Origin of the sequence: Pantoea sp. X85 (genome assembly GCF_029623675.1) — a bacterium.
GTDB lineage: Bacteria > Pseudomonadota > Gammaproteobacteria > Enterobacterales > Enterobacteriaceae > Pantoea > Pantoea leporis.
Window position 1 is genome coordinate 243,289 of the sequence record NZ_CP121109.1, and the last position, 22,558, is coordinate 265,846.

Consider the following 22,558-nt stretch of genomic DNA (forward strand, 5'->3'; position numbering starts at 1 on the left):
AATAGCCGTTTACAGCACAGTTATGTGCTTTTTCCGCAGCAGTTGGCACATTTCGTCATCGGGTTGAGCATCAACGATCAAGGTGCTGGCCAGTGATAATTCGCCGATGGCAAACGCCGAAGCGGAATTCAGCTTCTCATTCGACACCATTACCACCGTTTCCGCCGCGCGTGCGGAAAGCGCACGTTTCACCCCGGCCTCTTCGTAGTTGCCAGTGGTTAATCCCGCCGTTTTGTGCACCCCGGTCACGCCCATGAAGAACAGATCGGCATTAATCCGCGCAATGCCTTCCAGCACCGCCGCACCCACCGCCACCACCGAATGGCGATAGAGCAGGCCGCCAATCATGATCACGTCAACCTGCGGATAATCCACCAGCGCCACGGCGATGCCTGGGCTGTGCGTCACCACGGTAAATGCCAGGTCCGGCGGCAGCAATTTCACCATCTCGGCGGTGGTAGTGCCGCCATCGATAATCACGACCTGGCCGGGCTGGATTAGCTGGACCGCTTTCTGCGCGATAAGGCGTTTAGAGCTAATCTGCACGCTTTTGCGTGTTTCAAACGGTGCGATAGCGGCAGAAACCGGCAGCGCACCGCCGTGTACACGTTGCAATAATCCTTCGGCGGCTAACTCACGCAGATCGCGGCGGATTGAGTCTTCCGACACCGCGAAACGCTGGCTGAGCTCGCTCGACATCACCTGTTTTTCTTCGGCCAGAATGGCGAGGATGTGCTGTTTACGTTGGCTGGAGAGCATCATTTTCTCATTCATGTTTTTGCTTGTATCTGCACGATTATGCATGTTAGCGTAGATTTTGTCATCAAGAATCGGGCAAACGTGCAAAAAAACGCGAGCCTTAAACATCGAACCTCTGGAGAAGCCCAATGTTAATTCTTATCGCAGGACCGGTACGCAGCGGCACCAATGGCAATGAAGTGTTAATTCATGAAAACATTAAGAAATTAGACCAGATTGCCCTGCAGGTCTACCAGCGCGGACATACGCCGGTGATTGGTGAGTGGCTGGCGTTGCCGCTGGCGAGCGCCGCAGGTTCGCAGACAATTGGCGATGAAATCAGTGAATCTTTTCTCTATCCGGTGGCGCATCGTTTGATTCACTGTTGCGATGCTATTTTACGCATTCCGGGCGCGTCGCAGGGGGCTGATAACGATGTGCGGATTGGCAAGGAGCGGGGGATGGCGATCTTTACCCAACTGGATGAGATTCCGGTGATTGAGAGTTAGATTAAGCGTGGTCGCCATGAATGGCGACCCGATAAAAATATCATTTATTACTCGTGATAGATCTGGCTGCGTCCGCCATCAACCAGGATATCGGTGGCATTGATGAAGCGCGCTTCGTCCGAGGCGAGAAATAGCGCGGTATATGCCACTTCCTGCGGTTCACCAATTCGTTTGCACGGTAGCAAAGCGGCCTGCCGTTCACGCTCGGCTTGCGGATCGGGACAGCTTGCCAGCCAGGCTTCAGCGGCGGGCGTCATGATCAAACCCGGAGAAATGCTATTAATGCGAATGCCCTGGCTGGCGTACTCCACGCCCAGCGAACGCGTGAGGCCAATCAAACCGTGCTTGGCAACCGGATAGGGAAACGCGCCGGGAATGATTTTGTGCCCATGTACCGACGCGACGTTAACGATATTGCCGTACTGGCGCGCCAGCATGCCCGGCAGCACGCTGCGGATCAGGTTGTAGGGTCCTTTCAGATTGACCTCCATACAGCGCTGCCAGTCGTCATCTTCCAGTGCCAGCGGATCGCGAAACACATTCACGCCCGCGCAGTTGATCAGAATATCAATCGGGCCCAGCGCTTGCTGCGCTTCGCTCACCCCCCGCTGCACCTCCTCGGGTTGCGTGACATCTGCGCTATAGGCAATACAGTGTTGGCCACTTTGCTGCTGCAACTCTGCCGCCAGCGCTTCGGTGGTTTCACCGTCAAGATCGAACAGCGCCACGCGAGCACCTTGTTGCGCAAACAGTGTAGCGATTGCGCTGCCTATGCCGCTGCCAGCACCGGTGATAATCGCGGTTTTATTAGCTAATCGTGATGACATAATCGCCTCCTTATGAAGATGCCGGTAATGCCAGCCAGTCTGGGAAGTACAACGTGCGCTCGCCGTGCTGCACAGTAATCATTGGCCATTCGCCACTGCGCGTTAAGGCTTCGCAGCCCTCAGCGGTAAGTAAAAAGGTATCTTCGCTTTTTACGCCGCTGAGCGTGGGATTCCACGCCACGGCAATATCAGAGTGAATATCGCCGCGCGTATCTGGCGTTAGGATCACGTCGCGGCAACCATAACCCGCCGGGCCGCCCTGATGATGATCGCGCCACGCATCGCCATGTCCGTGCCGCTGATAGGCATCTTTAATTGCCTGAAATAGCGTTGACCAGCTTTGGCCCGGCTGCGTTGCACAGAGAATATCGGCGTGGATCTGGCACAAGGTGTTGAGGTGCTGGCGTAACGCGGGACCAGGTTCGCCGATATGCACTAACCGCGTCAGGCTCACGTGCAGCCCGTGGCGCTCGGCGCCGAGCGTGATCAGCATGTGTTGTTGCAGCCTTTTCTGCGTGGGCACCGGATGTTTGAACGCGCTAATACGCTCATCGGCCGCCACTAAGGTGCACATCGGACGAATACCGCGTGCCAGACAGGCTGCCACAATCTCGGCCTCCACTTGCCATTCCGTCACGCCCGCTTGTAGCTGGCGCGCCACACCTTCAACAATCTGCGCGGCTTCGCGCCCCAACGCTCTAAATCGCTGCTGTTCGCTGCTGTTCAGGCCCTGTCGCAGTGCGACCATCGCTTGTTGAATATCAGACATGCCGTTTTGCGGCGTATCGCTGCCGAATTTGCCCTCAGGCAACAGGGTATTTAACGATTGAAACCACGGATAGCTCAGCGTTTCACAGGCAAACGGCAGCGATTCTTCGGCGAGGATACGCGGCATCTCATTTTCAGGGGCGAGCAGTAGAACCTTGTCCTGCGTGATGAGCAAGCTGGCCACGCCGACTTCGGCGCGTTCCACCACGTAAAAACTGGCACCTTCGGTCAGCCAGGCGATGTTATCGCGCCGGGTAAGCAGCACACCATCGAGTTGCCAGGAGGCAAGTACGCGCTGCAGGCGGGATAATTTTTCACTCATAAGCGTGCTCCTTTTTCTCGCTCTGCTGCCTCTGCAACATCAGTTCAGCGGCGCGATGGGCCACTGCCATCACAATGGCATTGGTGTTGCCGCTGATAATGTTGGGCATCATTGAGGCATCGACCACGCGCAGGCGGTTAACGCCGCGCACGCGCAGGTCGTCGTGTAACACCGCCAGCGGATCGTTATCGTGGCCCATGCGGCAAGTGCCGACCGGGTGATAGCCGGTTTTCACCATGCGTTTGCAGTGTTCGACGATAGTTTCATCTGAAGTAATCTCTGCACCGGGGAAGATCTCTTGCTGCACCATCGCGCCGATGGGCGTCGCGGTGATGACCTTACGCGCAAAACGGAAACCGGCGATGGTGCGCGCCAAATCGTCGGGATGACCAAAGATTTGCGTATCGATAATCGGCAAGCTGCTGGCGCTGCTATCGCGCAGCGTGACCTCGCCGGTCGCTTTGGGGCGCAGCAGCAGCGAATTGACGGTAACGCCATGGCCGGGATCGGCGCCCATCACGTCGCGGTCGAGATACACCGTGGGCACGCAAAACATCTGAATCGTTGGCGTGGCCCTGAAATCGAGCGGATCAAAGAAGGCGCAGGTTTCCACGCCGGTGGTGGTGACCGGACCGGTTTTGAACAACATATATTGCAAGCCGGCTTTGACCATCGGCCAGCCACGATCCTGGCCGTAATAGCCAAACGCACCGTTGGTGCTGGCCACCACCGGCACTTCATAGTGATCCTGCAAATTCTTGCCGACACCCGGCAAATGCTGACGCAGCGTGATGCCATGCTGTTTTAGCTGGGCTTGTGGACCGATGCCGGAGAGCATCAGCAGCTTCGGCGTTTGATAGGCACCGGCAGCCAGAATCACCTCTTTACGCGCGCAGGCACGTTGCGGATGGCCATCCTGTGTGTAGCGTACGCCGCTGGCATTTGCGCCCTCGAACAAAATCTCCTCTACCTGCGCGCCGGTGACGAGGGTCAAGCGCGCGTCATGGCGCAGCGGCGTAATAAAGGCATCCACCACGCTGCAGCGCTGGCGCGTCTGACCGTTAATGGTGTGCTGCATAAAGCCTACGCCAAACGGATTGCCGGTATTGAAATCCGGCGTGTAAGGAATGCCCAATCCCTGCAGAGTTTTCACATAAGCGCGGCTCAGAGGGCTGAAGTGGCCGAGATGCGACACTTTCATTGGCCCGCCGACGCCGTGATGGGGCGCACCGAGATGATCGTTATCCTCGATGGCGGTAAAGTGCGGCAGCAGCGCATCCCACGACCAGTCGATGCCCTGATTGCCGAGTGCGCTGTTCCAGTCGGCGTAATCCTGGCGATGGCCGCGCATATACACCATCGCATTGACCGTCGAACCGCCGCCTAACACTTTCGCCTGCGGCACAATCACGCCGCGTCCGTTGAGCTGTGGCTGCGGCTCGGTCTGGTGCATGGTGAGGAATTTGTCGCTGGCGAGAAACTTCATGTAACCTGCGGGCATCTTTAGCACCGGGTGATACTCATCGCGCCCGGCTTCCAGCAGCAGCACGCGCGCGTTGCCTTCCGTGACTAACCTGGCGGCGACGATACAACCGGCGCTGCCGCCGCCCACCACAATGTAATCAAACTCTTTCATGGCTCTCTCTTTACTCTGAAGCGACAGAATCTAAACGGCGCAGGCGCTGCGCCTCGGGATTATGCTGCTCGCCGGGATCAAGCGGGCTGAGCAGGAAGCACCAGGAAACAATGGCGCTGATCAGGTACAAAGCGGCGTAACCCCACACTACGCCCGAGGTGCCAAACAGCGCGTTGAAGGCACCGTACAGCGCAGGGCCAAAGAACGTGGAAAGCCCGGCAGCAAAGCAGTAAATCGCCATCGCGTTGCCTTTATCTTTTGGCTGGCACAGGGAAGAGAACAGCGCGGCAGCGGGAACATAGCCGCACAAGGTGATGCCATATAAACACGCGCAGATGACGCTGAGGACAAAGCTACCGTGGCTCCACTGCGGCACAAAATACATCAGCAGCATTGAGATGCCGGAGCCGAGTCCACCAAATACCGTCAGCACCTTGCGCCAGCCGATGCGATCGCTGAGCTTGCCGACAATCGGGTTAAAACTCATGCCGACTAAGCCCATGATGGTGATCAGGCTGAGATATTCGGTTTGCGTAAATCCGATCTGCTCGGTGAAAAAGCCCGGCAGGAAAATAAAGAAGCCGAAGTAAGGCGTGGTGTTGATAATGCGTACCACAGCAGCGGCGGCGATGCGCGGTTCACGCCACAAAATATCGATGCCGCCCATCAGCGTGCGCGCAACGCTCTGCTGACGGTGTTGCTCATCGAGCAACGACTGATAGCCGCTGCGTTCTTTCAGCGCGATCACCATGACCAGCAACCCCAACACAACCAGCCCAAGCGACAGCCAGAACGTGGCATATTCACCAATCAACTGTATTGAGAAGATCGCCACCAGCGATCCCAGCGTGGGCAAGCCGCCGGTAAACGCCAGCCAGAACCAACCGGTTGCTGAACCGCGCATATCGGCGGGTGCGGCGGCCTGAATCCACACCAGAAACGCATAGGCAAACATGGGGTAGGCGACGCCGCGCAAACCGTACGTTAACGCCAGCAAGGCCACGCTATGGGAAGGCAAGGCGATGGCGAGGAACAGTACTTCAAACACAATCCAGATCATACCGCCTGCCAGCATCACTTTGCGCGGGCCAATGAGTGTGGAGAGCGAACCGGCCAGCCAAGAACCGAGCGTAACGGTGACGCCGTAGAAGGCGATCACCGCCGCCGCGATATTGAGTGAGAAACCATTTTCATGCAGGTAAGGCGCGAGATAGTTCGACTCCACGCCATCGCCAATCATAAACAGCAATACAGCGACGTAGCCCCAGGCCAGCGCGGGTGGAATACCGAGGCGGATCAGCCACGGATGGTTTGCAGGTGATGTTGTCATGTTCAATGTCTCTTGAGAGGTGAGGATATTTTTTTGTTATTGGGATGAGCACGAACTTTAAGGCAACGGTAGTGAAGAGGATGGCGAAACCATCACAAAAGACAGTAAACTCTGTTTAGTAAACGGGGCGGATGGGGTGTAATGGAGACAAAATGAAGCCGGTTGGTTTGAACAATTTGCAGGTGCGAAAACATAATAAGGCGCTGTTTATGTCGCTGATGTGGCGGCATAAGCAACTCAGTAAATCTCAATTGGCACTCCTCAGCGGCTTAACCATTCCGGCTACCAGCAAAATTTTGCAGGCGCTGCTGGATGAAGGAAAACTGCAACACTCTGAGGCGCTGATGAGCGCACGCGGTAACAGCAACGGCAGTTTTCAGCTGCCATCCAACGGAGCCTGGACGCTGTGTTTATGCGTCAAGCCGAGCAGCATTGAACGGCAACTGGCCGATGCGCAACTGGTAGCGCAGGGAGAATTTGAGCAAGTCGCCATCAAAGCGGAAACGCCGGAAGCATTGCTCAGTGAGATTGAGGCGGTGTGGCGGAAAACCTGCAAACAGTGGCCGAAGCGACGCATTAATCTGGCGCTGGCAGTGCATGGTCAGGTCGATCCGGTCACCGGTGTGTCACAGCATATGCCTCAGGCCGCGTGGAAAACGCCGTTGCAGTTGAAATTTCTGCTGGAGGAGAAGCTCGGCGTGGAAGTGCGTGTAGATAACGATTGCGTGATGCTGGCGCTGGCTGAGAAGTGGTTAAATCGCAATGCGCTCAGCGAATTCTGCGTCATCAATGTGGATTACGGTATCGGCTCATCATTTGTGATCAACGGTGAGATTTTTCGCGGCAATTTGTACGGCAGCGGCCAAATCGGCCACACCATCATTGAGCCGAACGGTCAGCGCTGCAGTTGCGGCCGTCAGGGTTGTCTGGAAACGGTGGCCTCACTCAGCACCTTAAAACAGGCGGCTCATCAGCGCGATCCCGAAGCGCCGCAGCCCAGCAGCACGCAGTTATTGCAAGCGTGGCAAGCGGGCGAACCCTGGATTGTAGCGTGGGCACAGCGCGCCGCCGAAGCGATTGGTATGAGCTTATATAATTTTCTCAACACGCTGAATATTAATCAGATTTGGTTATATGGTCGCAGCTGTACCTTTGGTGAAAGTTGGTTGCAGACCATTGTGCGGCAGATCGATTTCAATCCGTTCGATCCGCGTGATGCGTTGAAAAGCAAAGGCACCAATGTGCATTTTGGTCAGTTGGATCGGGCGCGGCAGGTGCTGGGGATTGGTTATTTGTATGTGGAGGCCGAACCGAGTGCGGCTTGAGAGCGTGGTCGCCATAAATGGCGACCTACAAAATAGCTTTCAGACCTGCGCCATACCGCCATCGACGAACAGCTCAGCGGCGTTAATAAAGCTGGACGCATCGGACGCTAAAAACGCCACCACTTTGCCAATTTCGTCAGGTTCGCCAAGACGACCTAACGGCACCTGCGCCGCCAGCGCATCAAACAATCCTTGCTGCTGATCTTCCGGCACCAAACCACCCAAACCTGGCGTGCGCACCGGGCCGGGACTCACAACGTTAACGCGAATACCGCGATCTTTCACATCCAGCGCCCATGAGCGGGCAAAGTTGCGCACCGCGGCTTTACTGGCGCTGTATACGCTGAATCCGGCAGTACCCTGAACCGATGTGGTGGACGAGGTGAGGATCACCGAGGCATTGTCACTCAGTAGTGGCAACGCCTTCTGCACGGTAAACAGCACGCCGCGCACGTTGGTGCCAAAGATACGGTCAAAATGCTCTTCGGTGATGGCGCCAAGCGGCAGCATGTCGCCGCCACCGGCGTTGGCGAACAGGATATCGAGGCGGCCCGCTTGTTTGGCGATTTCTGCGTAAACGTTGTCGAGGTCGCTTAGCACCGCAGCATCAGCGCGAATACCGCTGGCGCTGGCACCGATGCTGGCGACTGCCGCATCAAGCTCCGCCTGACGACGACCGGTGATAAACACGCGTGCGCCTTGTGTCGCCAACTCCTGCGCGGATGCCAGACCAATGCCAGTTGTGCCGCCGGTTACCAATGCGATTTTGCCGTTGAGTGCGTTCATGTTTGCTTCTCCAATGGGTGATGAGGTTTTGATGACTGCGTTGCAGTGCATGAGAAGCAATCTATCTTCACGGCGTTTGCTGATAAATGGTGTAAAATCGAAATGACTATTTCTATGTGTGGATAATTAAAGGCGGCGGAAAACAGCATGGATCAGTTAATGGCGATAAAGGCCTTTGCGCGCGTCGTCGAAGCGGGCAACTTTACGCGAGCGGCAGATTCTCTTGATATGCCGAATGCCACGCTGAGCAAACTGGTGCAGGAACTGGAAGCGCATCTCGACGTTCGCTTGCTGCAACGCACCACGCGGCGCGTCACGGTGACGCCAGAAGGGCGCGATTACTATGAAAAAGCGCTGCGCATCGTGCGCGATTTGGAAGATATCGATCACTCGTTTAATGCGGAAAGCGCCAAACCTGGCGGCTATCTGCGTATTGATATTGGCGGCTCAACCGCGCGCGATGTGTTGATTCCGGCGCTGCCCGATTTCATTGCCCGCTATCCGGACATTCGTATCGATCTTGGCGTTGCGGATCGCGCGGTGGATTTGATCAGCGGTAACGTCGATTGCGTGATACGCGGCGGTCCGCTTAGCGATTCGTCGCTGGTGGCGCGTCATTTGGGGGATGCGGAGATGATTACCTGCGCCGCGCCGGGCTATCTGAAAACCTATGGCGTACCGGCTTATCCGCAGGAGCTGAAAAATGGGCATCGCATGGTGAGCTATTTGTCACCGCAGAGCGGCAGGGCGTTTCCGTTTCGTTTTACCCAGGGCGAAGAGCGGCTTGAGATTAAGAGTGAGCATCGGATTGGCGTCAATGAAAGTAACGCGCATTTGGCGGCAGCGGTTGCGGGTTTAGGGATTATTCAGACCTTCCGCTATGCAGCGGCAGCAGATTTACAGGCAGGGAAATTGGTTGAGATTCTGGCGGCGTGGCGGCCGGGGAATTATCCGTTTCATGTGGTTTATCCACAGAATCGTCATCTTACGCAGCGATTACGGGTATTTATCGGATGGCTGAGGGACGTATTTCCTGGGCGATTGAACGGGTAGAGCGGGGTCGCCACGAATAGCGACCCCAAAGATGATTACAGCGTGCCGGTGCCGCCATCAGAGCACCACACCTGGCCGGAGGTGAAGCTGTTTTTCACATCGGCAAACGTGACGTACAGCGGGGCGATTTCAGCAGGTTGTCCCGGACGACCCAGCGGTGCGGATTCACCGAACTTCTCCACTTTCTCCTGCGGTTGTCCGCCGCTCACCTGCAGCGCGGTCCAGTATGGGCCAGGCGCAACCGCGTTGACGCGAATCTGCTTTTCACCCAGCTGTTTCGCAAGCGCTTTGGTAAACGCGACAATCGACGCTTTGGTCTGCGCATAATCCAGCAGGATCGCGCTTGGCTGATACGCCTGCACCGACGAGGTGTTGATGATGGACGACCCAGCTGGCAGATATTTCAGCGCCGCTTTGGTGATCCAGAACATCGCATAAACGTTGGTTTTAAAGGTGGCGTCAAAGTCTTCAGTAGAGAGTGTCAGGATGGATTCATTAAACTGCTGACGTCCGGCGTTATTCACCAGAATATCCAATCCGCCAAGCTGCTCAGCAGCCTGATCCACCAGCTTCTGACAGAACTCTTCCGAACGAATATCACCCGGAATCGCCACCGCTTTGCGGCCTTCGGCTTCAATCAGTTTTACCACTTCTGCCGCATCAGCCTCTTCTTCCGGCAGGAAGTTGATGGCGACATCAGCACCTTCGCGGGCATAAGCAATTGCCACGGCGCGGCCAATACCGGAATCACCACCGGTGATCAGCGCTTTACGACCGGTCAATTTACCGGTACCACGATAGCTGGTTTCACCATGATCGGGACGGGGATCCATTTTGCTCGCCAAACCCGGCATCGGTTGCGTCTGCTTTTTAAATGGCGGAACCGGATACGTTTCAGTAATAAGGGTTTTATTTGTGGTTTGCGATGTCATATATATCTCCTTGTCGCATGAGGTGAATAAACTAAGCCTGGCATAAATGTGATGTTTGTCACGTTAGAAAGTGAGCAATCAGATTTATTAAGACGAAACGGTAAACGAAAGGGGGTTAAAAAGTGCAGCAGTAACGTGAGGTAATTAACAATATTTATCGAGGTGCGACTGCAGAAGGGGATAATGCTTAGGGCGTCCGTGCCCTGGCGGATTTCCAAGGTGCTATGTGCTATTTAAAACATGGTTGGCTACTTCTTGCCGCCTTTCTTACCTGCTTCTGATGCTTTAGCGGGGTCATCTTTGAAACTACCACCGCTTTTTTCTCCGCCTTTTTTACCGGCTTCTGATGCTTTCTTTTTATCGTCAGCAAAATTACCGGAACCGCCTCTATGCTCAGCCATAAAACATCCTCTCGTGAGTTGTTGTTGCATGGCGGAAATAAGGGCTTCAACGCCATGCCCGTGCTGCAATTTAAGATTAGCGAGGTTCGGATTAATCACAAGCGGAGCGGAAGTGATTATTTATTGCTCGCTGGCGGGATGTTAATAAAATAAGTGCCGCTATAAGGAATCGGTAAGAAATCACGAAAAATCTGCTGCAGGGTCTTTTCGGGTTCCAGGTCCGCAAACAGCTGTGGATAGAGTGTTTTAGCCATAAATTCTGTCGCCGCAATGTGCCACGGACTGAGGTAGAAATTCATCCAGATCACCGCCGAGTGACCATTTTTCAATGCTGATAATTCGCGTAAACCGTTTTGCTGCGCGGTGAGCTGTCTGAAACTGCTGAGCACGGTTTCGGGTGCCACGTCTGGCCCTAATTTCAGTAAGCCCTGCGAGGCGTTATCGCCAAAGCCGGTAGCAAAATAGTACTGCGGCTGAGCGGCAATCACGCTCTCTTCACTCAGGCGACCAAACACGCCGTGCTGGGTTTTGTTGGCGATATTGTCGCCGCCCGCTGCGTTGAGTAATTCGCCGAGGCTGCCGTTGATCGCCGTCACGCAACATTCGTTACGGCGTCCAAGATGCAGTTGCAGCAGCACCGACGGTTTCGCGCCCTGATAGCTGGCTAAGCGATCATGAATCACCTGCATATGCTGCTGGTAGAAACGATTAAACGCTTCTGCCCGCGCCTGCTGATTCAGCACTTCGCCAAATATCTCCACGCTACGGCGGGTGTTTTTCAGCAGATGCACGCGCAGATCGATCTTCACCACCGGAATGTGCGCCGCTTTCAGCATGGTGACAAGGCGCAGGTCGGCATCATCGTAGCGTGCCAGACTCGGCAAAATCACCACGTCCGGTTTCAGCGCCAGAATCTGCTCGGGATTGATGGCGTTCGGCCCGCCAGCACCCAGCGACGGGATTTTCAGCATCTGGGGAAAGTGACGGGCAAAACTGTTCCAGGTTTGGCTGTCGTACTTCTTCAGATCCTGCGGCCACGCCACAATGTGCTGAAACGGATCGCCAGGCTCCAGTAACGCCAGCGTATACAGCATGCGGCTTTCACCCAGCACGATACGCTGCGGACGATCGGGGATCTCAACGCGATTGCCGTCGATATCGGTGATGGTTTTTGCTGAGGCCACGCTGCTGAGCACCAGCAGAAAACAGGCCAGCACCACCAACATCGGGCCGGACAAGCCTGGCGCACGTCGTACAACTATCGAATCAGAATTCAACGCTGGCCTCGAGCATCAGGTTGCGGGTTTCTCCTTCACGCACGCGCAGATTGCCGCCGCTGGAGGGGTAATAATGTTTGTTGAACAGGTTATTCAGATTGAGCTTCAGCTGGGTTTTCTCGCCAAACAACTGGTTGTTCCAGGCGACAAAGCTGTCCGCTACCACATAATCGGGCAGGGTAAAGCTGTTTTCCGGATCGCCGGCGCGCGTTCCCACATAGCGCGCACCGCCGCCTACGCGGAAATCGCCCGGAATGCCGGAGATCGCCAGATTATGGCTCAGATAGAGCGCGCCTGCGTGGCGCGGCGCATTCTGCAGGCGATTGCCGTTATTAGCCGCGTTAACACCGTCATCCACGATCTCGGCTTTGTCATAGCTGTAGTTGGCGCTGAGATCCCAGCCCGGCAGCACTTCGCCATTTAACTCAAATTCCGCGCCGCTGGAGCGCGCTATATTGATGGCGCGCGTGGTGCCGTTAATGCTTAGCGACATATCGCGCTCGTTGATGCGATACAGCGCGACGCTGGCAAACAGCTTCGGTGAAATCTGCCACTTGCTGCCGACTTCCCATGTGGTGCCCTGTTCCGATTTACCGACGTTGCCATCATCATCAACATCGGTCGATGGAGTGAAGGATTTACTCACGCTGGTGTAGAGCGAAACGTCCGGCGTCACTTTGTAGATCAAACCGGCCTGCGGCAGGAATTTGTTGCCTTCGCTGTCCAGCGTTTGCACCACCGGATCAAAACCTTTCGAGGCGCGTTGCTCGTAATGCTGATAGCGTCCGCCCAGCACTGCAATCCAGTTTTCCGTCAGGCTGATGCTGTCTTTGGCATAGATTGAACGGCTGTGCGTGCGGTTGAGGTTATTGGCATTGGCGCTGTTTTCGGTGCTGCTGTTGGTAACAGGCGACAGAATATCGTACTGCGGATCGGTGAAGTTGAAACCGGTGTTGGCTTTGCCCTGATACTGATGCGCGCGATAGGTTTGGATCATCTCGTAATCGGTGCCCAGCACCAGATCGTGCGTCATCCCAAACACTTGCTGTGAGCCGATCACGTCCCACGTAACGTATTTGGTTTTATGGTTAAAACCGCGATTGGCATCGGCACGACGTGTCACCACGCCAGTGTTGGCATTGACCGCCGTGACGCGCACTTCATTATTATCGTATTGACGCTGGTTCCAGCCGAGCGTGACGCGCGTGCTCCAGTCATCATTAAACTGCCAGTCATAATGGGCGTTGAGGGTTTTGTTGTGGCCCCATGCATGGTTGGCTTTGTCATCCAGACGATCTTTGTAGCCCATATCCAGCGGCTTACCGTTGATGAATGCGGTGCCACGATCGTAAGGAATGTCGTACTGATAATCTGAATAGCTAATCAGGAAGCTGGCTTGCTCACCAAACCACTGCAGCGAGGGCGCGATCAGCGTGTGCTTTTCGCTGCCGAAATTGCGCCAGTAATCCTGATTCTGTTTCTCCGCAATCAGGCGGAAGGCGAAGCCGTTGCCAAGCGGTCCGGTGACATCCACCGTGCCCGCGCCACCGCCTTCACTGGAGGTTCGGCCGCTGACTTTGCTGTGCCACTCATACTGCGGCTTTTTGCTTATCACATTGATTACGCCACCCGGATTCTGGATGCCGTACAGCAGCGATGCGGAGCCTTTCAACACTTCAACGCGCTCAGTGGTGGCATCAAAGTTCAAACCCTGGCTGCTGCGCACGCCATCGCGATAGATCGAACCATCCGAGTTGCTGCCAAAGCCGCGACGCACGAAGCCATCTTCGGTGCCGGCCAGCGTGTTGCCTTCCGTAACGCCGCTGACAAAACGCATCGCGTCGGCAAGGCTCGACGCCTGATAATCCTCCAGCTGCTGCTGCGTAACCACGCTGACCGACTGCGCCTGGTTAATGCGCGGCGTAGAGGTTTTACTGCCGATCGCGCTATTAGTGACATTGTAACCTTGTGCGCTATCTTCCTGCGCCGAAACGGTGAGCGTGTTGCTCTCCTCTGCGGCAAAACTGCTGGTGGAACCCCAAATGCTGACGCCGTAAATCGCAGCCAGAATGGCGGGATGGCGTTGAGATTTAAAAGCCGACGGCTTGTTGTTATTCATTCTTTATTAACCTAGTGCAATGCAATTGAGAATCATTCAACCATGTTGTAATGTAGTAGTAAATGGAAATGATTACGAAGCTGTTACATTTTTATTATTATAAATTCATTGGCTTACATCTTAATTCTAAGTAGTAAGTGGGTAATTCACTACAAACCTTCAGTAAAACTCTCACACTTTAAAGAGCAATCAGCAGATGAGTCGAAATAGCATTAAAAGTCGTGTGGATGTGCTGGGTGAACGATATCGGTTGCGCGCACCAACTTTATCATCCGGTCTGCAAGCGGTGGCGCGGTACATCCACGACCATCGCGAGGTGGTGTTGGATGCCACGGCGCTGGAAATTGCCAGGGCCACTAACACCTCGGATGCGACGGTGGTGCGCGCGGTGCAGGCATTAGGTTTTGCCGGTTTGCGCGATTTAAAAACCACGTTAAACGCCTGGTTTGGACCGGCGATGAACTCTGAAGAGAAGATGAGCGCCACCGTCAGCGAACTGTCGTGCGATATCAATTCCGGCATCGATTTTGTGTTGAGCGGCCATAAACATGCCTGCGATGCGCTGTCTGAACCGCACAATCGTGAAGCCGTCGCCAAAGCGGTAACGCACTTGATTGACGCGCGTCAGGTGGCGCTATTTGGCATTAATGCCTCCGGGATTTTGGCGGATTACAGCGCGCGTCTGTTCACGCGCATTGGTATTCCGGCGGTAACGCTCAATCGCTCTGGGATTGCGCTGGCGGAACAGCTGATTGGGCTGCAACGCGGCGATGTGCTGATTATGATGGCGCAGAAGTCGGCGCATCGTGAAGGCATGACCGCGCTGAAAGAGGCGAAGCGTCTCGGCATGCCGATGATTTTGCTCACTAATGCGCTTGATTCGGCTTTCGCTAAACAGGCGGATGTCATTATTAACGTGCCGCGCGGCGGCGAGAATGGTCGCATGCCGCTGCACGGAACGGTGTTGGTGTGTCTGGAGATGTTGATATTGTCGGTGGCTTCCGCGACCTCATCGCGTACGGTAAAAACCATGAAGCGTATTCAGGATCTCAATCGATCGCTGAAGCCATCCGGCAAAAAGTAACGCTATTTGCTGGCGCTGCTGTTTACAGCGGCGCGTTTGCCTAAGCCGTTGCTGGTCACCAGCCACACCGCGCAGACAATCAGCAGCGAACCGCCGATAAAGCCCTGATTGAGCTGCTCGCCCAACACTAACCAGCCCCATAAGATCCCAAACGGCGGAATCATAAAAGTGACGGTCAGCGTGCGCAGCGGGCCAATATCGGCCAGCAGGCGGAAATAAATAATGTAGGCCAGCGCGGTACAGATAAACCCAATCGCCAAAATAGAAGCCCATACTTCCGGGATTTGCCAGCTGCTGGCGGGCGTTTGCGGTGCACTAAAGGCAAAGACTGGCAGTAAAAACAGCGATGCACCCAATTGGCTGCCAAAAGCCACTTTGGTGGCATCCAGTCCGCCGCGTGCACCAATCCAGCGCTTGGTCAGGAAACCGGCAAATCCATAACAGGCGGTGGCGACCAGGCAAGCCAAAATCCCTCCGATTAAAGTGCTGCTCAGATGCGCTTCGCCGGTGGTGCTGATGACAATGATGCCGCTGAATCCGGCTATCATGCCGAGAACTTTGGTGCTCGTCAGTTTTTCATCGAAAAACGCCGCACCAATGATTACGCCCATCAACGGTGTGGTGGCGTTAAGAATTGCGGAATAGCCCGCCGGTAGCACGCGCGCCGCCAGACAATACATCAGGAACGGAATCGCTGAGTTGATAACGCCCAGCAGCATCGCCCAACCTAATTTGCCCTCAAAGCGACGTGGAATGCGCATCACCGCCATAATGATCAATAAACCCAACATGCCGCAAAACACGCGTAAAAACGCGGTGTTCACCGCGCCCAGCGCCGGTACCGCAATGCGCATAAACAGAAAACTGGCACCCCAAATCCCCGCTAAAAGCAGCAGCCGCAACAAATCCGATGTTCGCATAAGTTTCACAATTGTTAAGAAGGAGTCGCGCACAGAATAGCAAATAACCCGCTCCGTCGGGCCGCTATTAACGGCGACTGATTACCGCTTTGCAGAAATATTCCCAGGTAGCGCAATCATCAGGTAGTATTTAGGAATTGATCATTTCCTAAATGCGCGGAGAGCGAAAATGTCAGCATCAGTTATCAAGCACGCACAGGTCTGGACACAGCCATTCAACGCGTTAGACGGATTTTCCCATCATTACGCCACGGTAGACGGCGTGCGTTTGCACTACGTCAGCGGCGGCAATGCAAATGGAGAAACGTTGCTGCTTCTGGCGGGATTTCCGCAAAGCTGGTTCGCCTGGCGCCAGGTGATGGCGCTGCTGGGCGATCGCTATTTCATCATCGCGCCGGATTTACCCGGTCAAGGCGACTCAGATAAACCGCTCAGCGGCTACGACACCACATCGCTGGCGCAGAATGTACAGGGCTTGATGCAGCAATTGGGTCATGAAAGCTATTACCTCGCCGCGCACGACGTCGGCGCGTGGGTTGCCTGGCCGTATGCCACGCTGTTTAGCGATCAGGTGAAGAAATTGGCGCTGCTTGATGCCGGTATTCCTGGCGTGACGTTGCCAGAATCGCTGCCCGCGACGCCGGATAAAGCGTGGAAAACCTGGCACTTCGCATTCCATCTATTACCGGATTTGCCGGAGGCGCTGATAGAAGGGCGCGAAGCGATCTATCTCGAATGGTTCCTGAAACGCAAAGCGGCCAGTCCGATGGTGTTTGGCGATGAGGACATGGCGGAATATACCCGTTTGTTACAGCAGAAGGGCGCGATACGCGCCGGAATGGCGACTTATCGTGAAGTGACGGTTTCGGCGGCGCAAAACCGTGCGTTGCTGAAAGAACGCGGCAAATTAGCGTTGCCGTTACTGGCGATCAGCGCCGATCAGGGTTCGATTCCGGATATGGCCTTACCATTGCGTGAATTCGCTGCGGATGTGACAGGAATTAAGATCGCACACTGCGGTCACTTCATTCCGGATGAGCAACCGCAGGCGCTGGCAGAGGCGTTGGGTGAGTTTTTTAATTAAACGTCAGGTCGCCATGTCTGGCGACTAAAAACCGCTCAATCAAAACGACATCGTCACACCGGCATAATAGGCGCGGCCCGGTTCGTTATAGGTTGATGCACCCGAATTTTCGCGGTAAATGCGTTTATCAAACAGGTTATTGATACCGGCATTGGCGCGCAGGTTTTTGCTGATGTCGTAATTGACGTTCAAACCAAACACCGAATACGGGCTGATTTCCTGCGTCGTCATGCTCGAGGTATCGATATTGGTCTCAACATTTTGACGCGGTTTCTGGCGGCCATACTGCGTCCAGTTGATGTTGGCGCTGAGATCCTGCGTCGCCTGCCACTCCAGCTGCGAGTTGATGGTGAATTCCGGGATCACCGACAGCGGATTGCCGGTTTTCTTGCTCTCGGAGCGGAACATGTAGGTGGCGTTGGAGCGCCATTCCAGCGTATCGGCGATCAAAGGAATAGTCAGATTTCCTTCCAGTCCTTCCACAATCGCTTTGCCGCCGTTTTCCCAGCGCAGCACGTTGTAAACCGGGCGAGTGCTGGAATAAACCGGCTCGGTGCCGGACACAATCTTGTTCTTGTAGTCATTGCGGAACCAGGTGATGCCCGCAACGTAGCCCTGGTTGCTGAACTCCAGTCCAATCTCTTTGTTGACGCTGGTTTCTGCATCAAGATCGTTGTTCCCCAGCAGATAACATTGGCTGAGCCCAATCGGGCAGCCGTTGCCGCGCGTGGAGAGCAGATAACCCGGCGTTGATTGATACAGGTTTGGCGCTTTAAACACCCGTGCGATACCGGCCTTCAGGGTGAAATAGTCGCCCAGACCTTGTGAGAGGTTCAGGCTTGGGCTCCAGTTGGCGCCAAACTGATCGTGATAATCAAAGCGCAGGCCCGGAATCACTTCGGTGCTATCGGTGGCGGCAATGTTGTCTTCAAAGAACAGTGAACTGATGGTGGCGCTGTTCTTACTGCTGCGCTGCGATGGATCGCCAGAACTGCCTGGCAAATTCACGCCGCTCGCGCTGGCCGCAAGCATTGATGCTGGATCGTTCAGCTCGTCGCGGTTCCACTCCGCGCCCAGCGTCACGGTTTGATCGACCAGCAGCTGCAGCGGGAAGTTGATCTCTCCGCCCGCGCGATAGCTTTCCAGGCGGCTGGTGGCGTACGTATCGCTGTTGATCATTCCTTCAGTACGCCCGGCAGTGCCTTCCTGCAGGCGGGTGTTATTGGTTTTCTCGTAGTTGAAATTGAGCTTCGAGGTTCCCCAATCCCAGATACCGTTGTGCGCGATGCCGTAGCTCTGGCGATACATGCGGTTAGTTTCATCACCGTACAGCGACTCCACTAAACCGTCGGTGCTGGCGTTGCTGTTACTGTTCTGCGTGTCACCGGCATAAATATTGCCCTGACGGCTGTAGCCCCAGGAGAAGTCGATGATTTGCAGCGGCGTGATTTTCCACGACAGCACGGTATTGATGTCTTTGTTGCGCACGCCTTCACGGCCCGCCGCGTATGAACCGTTTTCTGCGGTGTTGATATCGAACGCATCGGCATCGGTGCGGTTGATGTTGCCGTACAGGCGCATGGTCAACGCATCACCGGCCAGCGGGCCGCTGAGATTGAAGTTAGCGCGTCGGGTATCGCCTTCTTTGCTATTTTCCGGCTGGCTGGTATAGAGCGACAGCGAGCCGTGCCAGTCGTTGGTGGGACGCTTGGTAATGATGTTCACCACGCCGCCCGCCGCGCCAGAACCGTATCGAGCAGCGGCCGGGCCTCGAATCACTTCAATGCGCTCAACCATTTCAACTGGCACCCAGTTGGTATCGCCGCGTGAATCACGCTCGCCGCGCCAGCTGTAGCGCACCGAGTTACGAGAGGAAACCGGCACGCCATCGATCATCACCAGGGTGTTTTCCGGGCCCATGCCACGGATATCGATTTGCCGGTTATTGCCGCGGCTGCCGCTGGCGCCGTTACCGGTAAGGTTTACGCCGGGCATTTTGCGAATGATGTCGGAGAGATCGTTAACAGGGGGATTTTTTTTGATGTCTTCAGCGGTGATGGTGGACACGCCCGGTTGCTGTTTCAGCTCCTGCTCGGCGGTGACGATCATTGATTCATCGTCAGCCAGCTTTTCGGTGGTTTCAGCTGCAAAGGCAGGCGACGTTAGCATTCCCGCTAAAAAAAGCGCAATTGGACGCTTTTTGCCACGCATGGTTACATTCACTTAAGTTTTCTCCCTGTAACGTTAACAATTGTAAGTAAATGCGCATGATAATGATAACGGTTCTCATTGTCTATTCAGTGAGACGGCAACATGCCTGACAATACAAACCTTTACAAAGGTTGTTCGGTTGCGGGGTATGAGTTGCGGAGAGGGGAATTTCTCATTTGCTTAGAAGAAACCGTTATGAGTAAGAAGAAATGTGTCGATGAATACTGGATAAGCAGGCTATTGATTCACTAGCATATTCTGAATTCTGCTGAGTGTTACGTGCCAAATCTCGGGCGGAAATCCCGCCTTGCAACCGTGCTAGCGGCTATTGCCATATTTCGGCAATAGATATGTTTTTTTCGCATTTGTGATTGTTATCTATCTTCCAGAGAATGCTAATCGGGACGTAAATACCCGTCATAATTTCAGCCGCAACTGCGTTGGCTCCGCGTGTTCACCCCAGTCACTTACTTAAGTAAGCTCCCGGGGATTCACACACTTGCCGCCTTGTTGCAGCTGGAATTATTTAGGGTATATGAGGATGACAATTCCACTCACCGCACGCCGTTCGCACGAGGTGAGTCAGGAGACAAAACCATCGCTACCTCAACGCCTTTTCCCTGTGGGGAAACTTTTTATAAATCAGGAGAAAGGTTCCAGTGAAATTCGCCAAAGGCATGACTCTTCTTGCGCTCGCGCTGAGTGCACACACCGCGTTCGCCGCCGATGAAAACGTCCCAACTGACAGCTCAATCCACGTGCAGGCCGATCCTGCGCTGAAAAGCCTGCTGCCTGCGGATGTGGTGAAACGTGGCTACATTGTTGCCGGAACCAACCCCAACACGCCGCCAACCACCTTCTATAAAGAAGACAACAAAACGCTGGCCGGCCGTGAAATCGATATCATGAATGCCGTGGGCGAGCGTCTGGGAATCCAGGTTCAGTGGCGGGACACCGGCGGTTTCGACAACATCATTCCAGGCCTGAAAACCGGTCGTTACGATGTGGCGCTCTCCAACATCAACGCCACGCCAGCGCGTGCCAAAATCATCGACTTCGTGGGTTACTACGATGCCAGCCGCCTCGGCATTATCTCGCGCAAAGATGCCAACATCGCGCCATTCAAAGAACTGGCCGATGTCTGTGGTAAAGAAGTGGGCGCCGGTTCCGGTACCACCCAGGTTACGCGTCTTGAAGACGCCAGCAAAGCCTGTGAAGCGGCGGGTAAAAAGCCAATCAAAGTCTCCGTCTTCCCGGATCGTCCAGCTGGCGTGCAGGCGGTGGTAAGCGGTCGCGTGCCAATGTTCCTTGGCCCGTATGAAGGTTTGCTGTGGCAGGTGAAAGTGATTAAACCGCTGACCATGAGCGGCGAAATCACCGTACACGATGCGCCAGTCTCCGTCGCTTTCCCGAAAGATTCCGCGCTGGAGCCCGCCGTACAGGCCGCGCTTAACTCGCTGATCAAAGATGGCAGCTACACCAAGATCCTCGACAACTGGGGCATCGGCTTTGGTGCTGTTAAACAAGCCAAACGCAATCAGGAAATCTTTCAATGAGTGACATTCACGACCACACCGGCGACTTGAAAATCGTCGGCAAACGTTACTACGGACGCTGGCTGAGTGCGCTGGTCGTGTTGTTGTGCGTGGTGGCGATGGCGAACTCGATGATTAACAATCCACGCTTCGAATGGAGCGTGATCGCGGAGAACTTTACCGGCGAATCGATCCTGCAAGGCGTATTAATGACGCTGCAGCTCACTGCGATCTCTGTGGTGCTGGGTTTTGCCTTCGGTACGGTGCTGGCGCTGATGCGCCTCTCCTCCAATCCGGTGCTGGTGGGCGTGAGCTGGTTCTACACCTGGTTCTTCCGTGGTGTACCGATGTTGGTGCAACTGTTCCTGTGGTACAACATCGCGGCGCTTTATCCCACCATCGCCCTATCGATTCCGGGCCTCGGCGAAGTCTGGAGCACGCAATCGAACGCGCTGGTGAGCCCATTTAGTGCGGCAGTGATCGCGCTGGTGATGCACCAATCTGCCTATGCCGCCGAAATTGTGCGTGCGGGTATCCAAAGCGTCGGCAACGGCCAGCTGGAAGCCGCGCGTGCGCTCGGCTATCGCCCTTCGCAGATTTTCCGTCACACCGTGCTGCCGCAGGCGATGCGCGCCATCATGCCGCCCGCCGGCAACGAAATCATTGGTCAGCTGAAAACCACGGCGGTGGTCTCAGTGATCTCGCTGCAGGACGTGCTGTTCTCGGCGCAGATTATTTACCAGCGCACCTATGAAGTGATTCCGCTGCTGCTGGTGGCTACCTTGTGGTATCTGCTGATGACTTCGGTGCTGTCGGTGGGTCAGTTCTATGTGGAACGCTATTTTGGCCGTGGCGTTTCGCGCCGGGAAAAACGCAGCCTGTTGAAATCGCTGCCGGGCTTCTCAGCGCCAAAAGCAGAAAGGAGCGTCAGCAATGGGTGAAGCGATCGCCTTACGTAAAGTCACTAAGCGCTTCTCTGGCGTCACCATTCTGGATGAAGTGAATCTGGATATTCCGGCCGGTTCAGTCACGGTGATCCTTGGGCCGTCGGGTTCGGGGAAATCCACGCTGCTGCGCTGCATAAACCACCTGGAAAAACTGGATGGCGGCACCATTCGCATCGGCGGCGAGATCATCGGCTATAAGCAGAAAGGCCAGGCGCTGTACGAGTTAAGCAGCGGTGAAGTTGCACGTCAGCGTGCCGAAATCGGCATGGTGTTCCAGCAATTCAACCTGTTCCCGCACCGTACCGTGTTGCAAAACATCGTCGATGCGCCGATGCGCGTCAAGAAGCAGAGTCGTCAGCAGGCGACCAGCAAAGCGCTGTCGCTGCTGAAGCAAGTGGGTTTGTCTGGCCGCGAAGATGAGTGGCCGCAGAATCTCTCCGGAGGACAGCAGCAACGTGTGGCGATTGCCCGCGCGCTGGCGATGGATCCCGGCGTAATGCTGTTTGATGAACCCACTTCAGCGCTCGATCCCGAACTGGTTGGCGAAGTGCTGCAGGTGATCAAACAGCTGGCGCACTCCGGCATTACCATGGTGGTGGTGACGCATGAGATTGGTTTTGCGCGCGAGGTTGCTGACAACATTGTGTTTATGGAAAGCGGCAAAATCGTGGCGGCGGGGCCAACCCAGCAAGTGCTCGACGACCCGGAAAACGGGCGCGTAAGAAACTTTATCGCAACGGTGCTTTAGGCACCG

Annotated in this window: 20 protein-coding genes; 8 read left to right on the plus strand and 12 right to left on the minus strand. The window is 55.2% G+C overall.

The window, feature by feature from the left end:
- Positions 1 to 9: 9 nt before the first annotated feature.
- Complete coding sequence (locus P6287_RS20705; protein WP_277975338.1) at positions 10 to 759, minus strand: DeoR/GlpR family DNA-binding transcription regulator; 750 nt, start codon at positions 757 to 759, stop codon at positions 10 to 12.
- A 128-nt stretch (positions 760 to 887) separates the two neighbouring features.
- Here P6287_RS20705 and P6287_RS20710 point away from each other — a divergent pair, with 128 nt between their 5' ends.
- Positions 888 to 1,247, plus strand: coding sequence for an NUDIX hydrolase (locus tag P6287_RS20710; protein ID WP_277975270.1), 360 nt, complete (start codon positions 888 to 890; stop codon positions 1,245 to 1,247).
- A gap of 47 nt (positions 1,248 to 1,294) precedes the next feature.
- On the opposite strand, the gene P6287_RS20715 is transcribed toward P6287_RS20710, so the two are convergent.
- The 4 genes from P6287_RS20715 to P6287_RS20730 are packed head-to-tail and all read right to left on the minus strand — an operon-like array spanning position 1,295 to position 6,130.
- A complete protein-coding gene (locus tag P6287_RS20715) occupies positions 1,295 to 2,074 on the minus strand; it encodes an SDR family oxidoreductase (RefSeq protein WP_277975271.1) in 780 nt (259 codons plus the stop codon).
- Positions 2,075 to 2,084: 10 nt separating this feature from the next.
- On the minus strand, positions 2,085 to 3,164 hold the full coding sequence (locus P6287_RS20720) for a M24 family metallopeptidase (RefSeq protein WP_277975272.1): 1,080 nt from the start codon (positions 3,162 to 3,164) through the stop codon (positions 2,085 to 2,087).
- The gene (locus P6287_RS20725; RefSeq protein WP_277975273.1) at positions 3,157 to 4,800 is read right to left on the minus strand and encodes a GMC family oxidoreductase N-terminal domain-containing protein; all 1,644 of its coding nucleotides are present in this window, start codon (positions 4,798 to 4,800) and stop codon (positions 3,157 to 3,159) included. The genes P6287_RS20720 and P6287_RS20725 overlap by 8 nt, the downstream gene beginning before the upstream one ends.
- Positions 4,801 to 4,810: 10 nt before the next feature.
- Positions 4,811 to 6,130: an MFS transporter gene (locus P6287_RS20730; protein ID WP_277975274.1), complete on the minus strand. Its 1,320-nt coding sequence runs from the start codon at positions 6,128 to 6,130 to the stop codon at positions 4,811 to 4,813.
- Between the two features lie 152 nt (positions 6,131 to 6,282).
- Between P6287_RS20730 and P6287_RS20735 the strand changes: the two genes are divergently transcribed.
- On the plus strand, positions 6,283 to 7,455 hold the full coding sequence (locus tag P6287_RS20735; RefSeq protein WP_277975275.1) for an ROK family protein: 1,173 nt from the start codon (positions 6,283 to 6,285) through the stop codon (positions 7,453 to 7,455).
- A 39-nt stretch (positions 7,456 to 7,494) separates the two neighbouring features.
- Here P6287_RS20735 and P6287_RS20740 read toward each other — a convergent pair whose 3' ends face one another.
- Positions 7,495 to 8,241 carry an SDR family oxidoreductase gene (locus P6287_RS20740; RefSeq protein ID WP_110867182.1) on the minus strand — a complete coding sequence of 249 codons (747 nt, stop codon included), beginning with the start codon at positions 8,239 to 8,241 and terminating at the stop codon, positions 7,495 to 7,497.
- A gap of 147 nt (positions 8,242 to 8,388) precedes the next feature.
- Here P6287_RS20740 and P6287_RS20745 point away from each other — a divergent pair, with 147 nt between their 5' ends.
- Positions 8,389 to 9,294: a LysR family transcriptional regulator gene (locus tag P6287_RS20745; protein WP_277975276.1), complete on the plus strand. Its 906-nt coding sequence runs from the start codon at positions 8,389 to 8,391 to the stop codon at positions 9,292 to 9,294.
- Positions 9,295 to 9,329: 35 nt separating this feature from the next.
- Here the strand turns inward: P6287_RS20745 and P6287_RS20750 are convergent, their stop codons facing one another.
- The 4 genes from P6287_RS20750 to P6287_RS20765 form a co-directional block, all read right to left on the minus strand.
- The gene (locus P6287_RS20750) at positions 9,330 to 10,226 is read right to left on the minus strand and encodes an SDR family oxidoreductase (protein WP_101761337.1); all 897 of its coding nucleotides are present in this window, start codon (positions 10,224 to 10,226) and stop codon (positions 9,330 to 9,332) included.
- A 248-nt stretch (positions 10,227 to 10,474) separates the two neighbouring features.
- The gene (locus P6287_RS20755) at positions 10,475 to 10,627 is read right to left on the minus strand and encodes a KGG domain-containing protein (RefSeq protein ID WP_101761338.1); all 153 of its coding nucleotides are present in this window, start codon (positions 10,625 to 10,627) and stop codon (positions 10,475 to 10,477) included.
- Positions 10,628 to 10,743: 116 nt separating this feature from the next.
- Entirely contained in the window at positions 10,744 to 11,853 is a 1,110-nt protein-coding gene (locus P6287_RS20760) for an ABC transporter substrate-binding protein (RefSeq protein WP_277975339.1), read from the minus strand.
- A 40-nt stretch (positions 11,854 to 11,893) separates the two neighbouring features.
- Positions 11,894 to 14,023 (minus strand): TonB-dependent siderophore receptor, encoded by a 2,130-nt coding sequence (locus P6287_RS20765; protein ID WP_277975277.1) that lies wholly within the window; start codon positions 14,021 to 14,023, stop codon positions 11,894 to 11,896.
- Positions 14,024 to 14,219: 196 nt separating this feature from the next.
- Here P6287_RS20765 and P6287_RS20770 point away from each other — a divergent pair, with 196 nt between their 5' ends.
- Complete coding sequence (locus P6287_RS20770; RefSeq protein ID WP_277975278.1) at positions 14,220 to 15,107, plus strand: MurR/RpiR family transcriptional regulator; 888 nt, start codon at positions 14,220 to 14,222, stop codon at positions 15,105 to 15,107.
- 2 nt (positions 15,108 to 15,109) lie between these two features.
- Here P6287_RS20770 and P6287_RS20775 read toward each other — a convergent pair whose 3' ends face one another.
- Positions 15,110 to 16,027, minus strand: coding sequence for a DMT family transporter (locus P6287_RS20775; RefSeq protein ID WP_277975279.1), 918 nt, complete (start codon positions 16,025 to 16,027; stop codon positions 15,110 to 15,112).
- A 169-nt stretch (positions 16,028 to 16,196) separates the two neighbouring features.
- Here P6287_RS20775 and P6287_RS20780 point away from each other — a divergent pair, with 169 nt between their 5' ends.
- The gene (locus P6287_RS20780) at positions 16,197 to 17,111 is read left to right on the plus strand and encodes an alpha/beta hydrolase (protein WP_277975280.1); all 915 of its coding nucleotides are present in this window, start codon (positions 16,197 to 16,199) and stop codon (positions 17,109 to 17,111) included.
- A 39-nt stretch (positions 17,112 to 17,150) separates the two neighbouring features.
- On the opposite strand, the gene P6287_RS20785 is transcribed toward P6287_RS20780, so the two are convergent.
- A complete protein-coding gene (locus P6287_RS20785) occupies positions 17,151 to 19,322 on the minus strand; it encodes a TonB-dependent siderophore receptor (RefSeq protein ID WP_277975340.1) in 2,172 nt (723 codons plus the stop codon).
- A 659-nt stretch (positions 19,323 to 19,981) separates the two neighbouring features.
- Here P6287_RS20785 and P6287_RS20790 point away from each other — a divergent pair.
- The 3 genes from P6287_RS20790 to P6287_RS20800 are packed head-to-tail and all read left to right on the plus strand — an operon-like array spanning position 19,982 to position 22,552.
- The gene (locus P6287_RS20790; protein WP_277975281.1) at positions 19,982 to 20,878 is read left to right on the plus strand and encodes an ABC transporter substrate-binding protein; all 897 of its coding nucleotides are present in this window, start codon (positions 19,982 to 19,984) and stop codon (positions 20,876 to 20,878) included.
- Positions 20,875 to 21,798, plus strand: a complete 924-nt coding sequence (locus P6287_RS20795; RefSeq protein WP_101761346.1) for an amino acid ABC transporter permease — start codon at positions 20,875 to 20,877, stop codon at positions 21,796 to 21,798. Before P6287_RS20790 ends, P6287_RS20795 begins: the two co-directional genes overlap by 4 nt.
- Positions 21,791 to 22,552, plus strand: coding sequence for an amino acid ABC transporter ATP-binding protein (locus P6287_RS20800; RefSeq protein ID WP_101761347.1), 762 nt, complete (start codon positions 21,791 to 21,793; stop codon positions 22,550 to 22,552). The genes P6287_RS20795 and P6287_RS20800 overlap by 8 nt, the downstream gene beginning before the upstream one ends.
- Positions 22,553 to 22,558 lie beyond the last annotated feature (6 nt).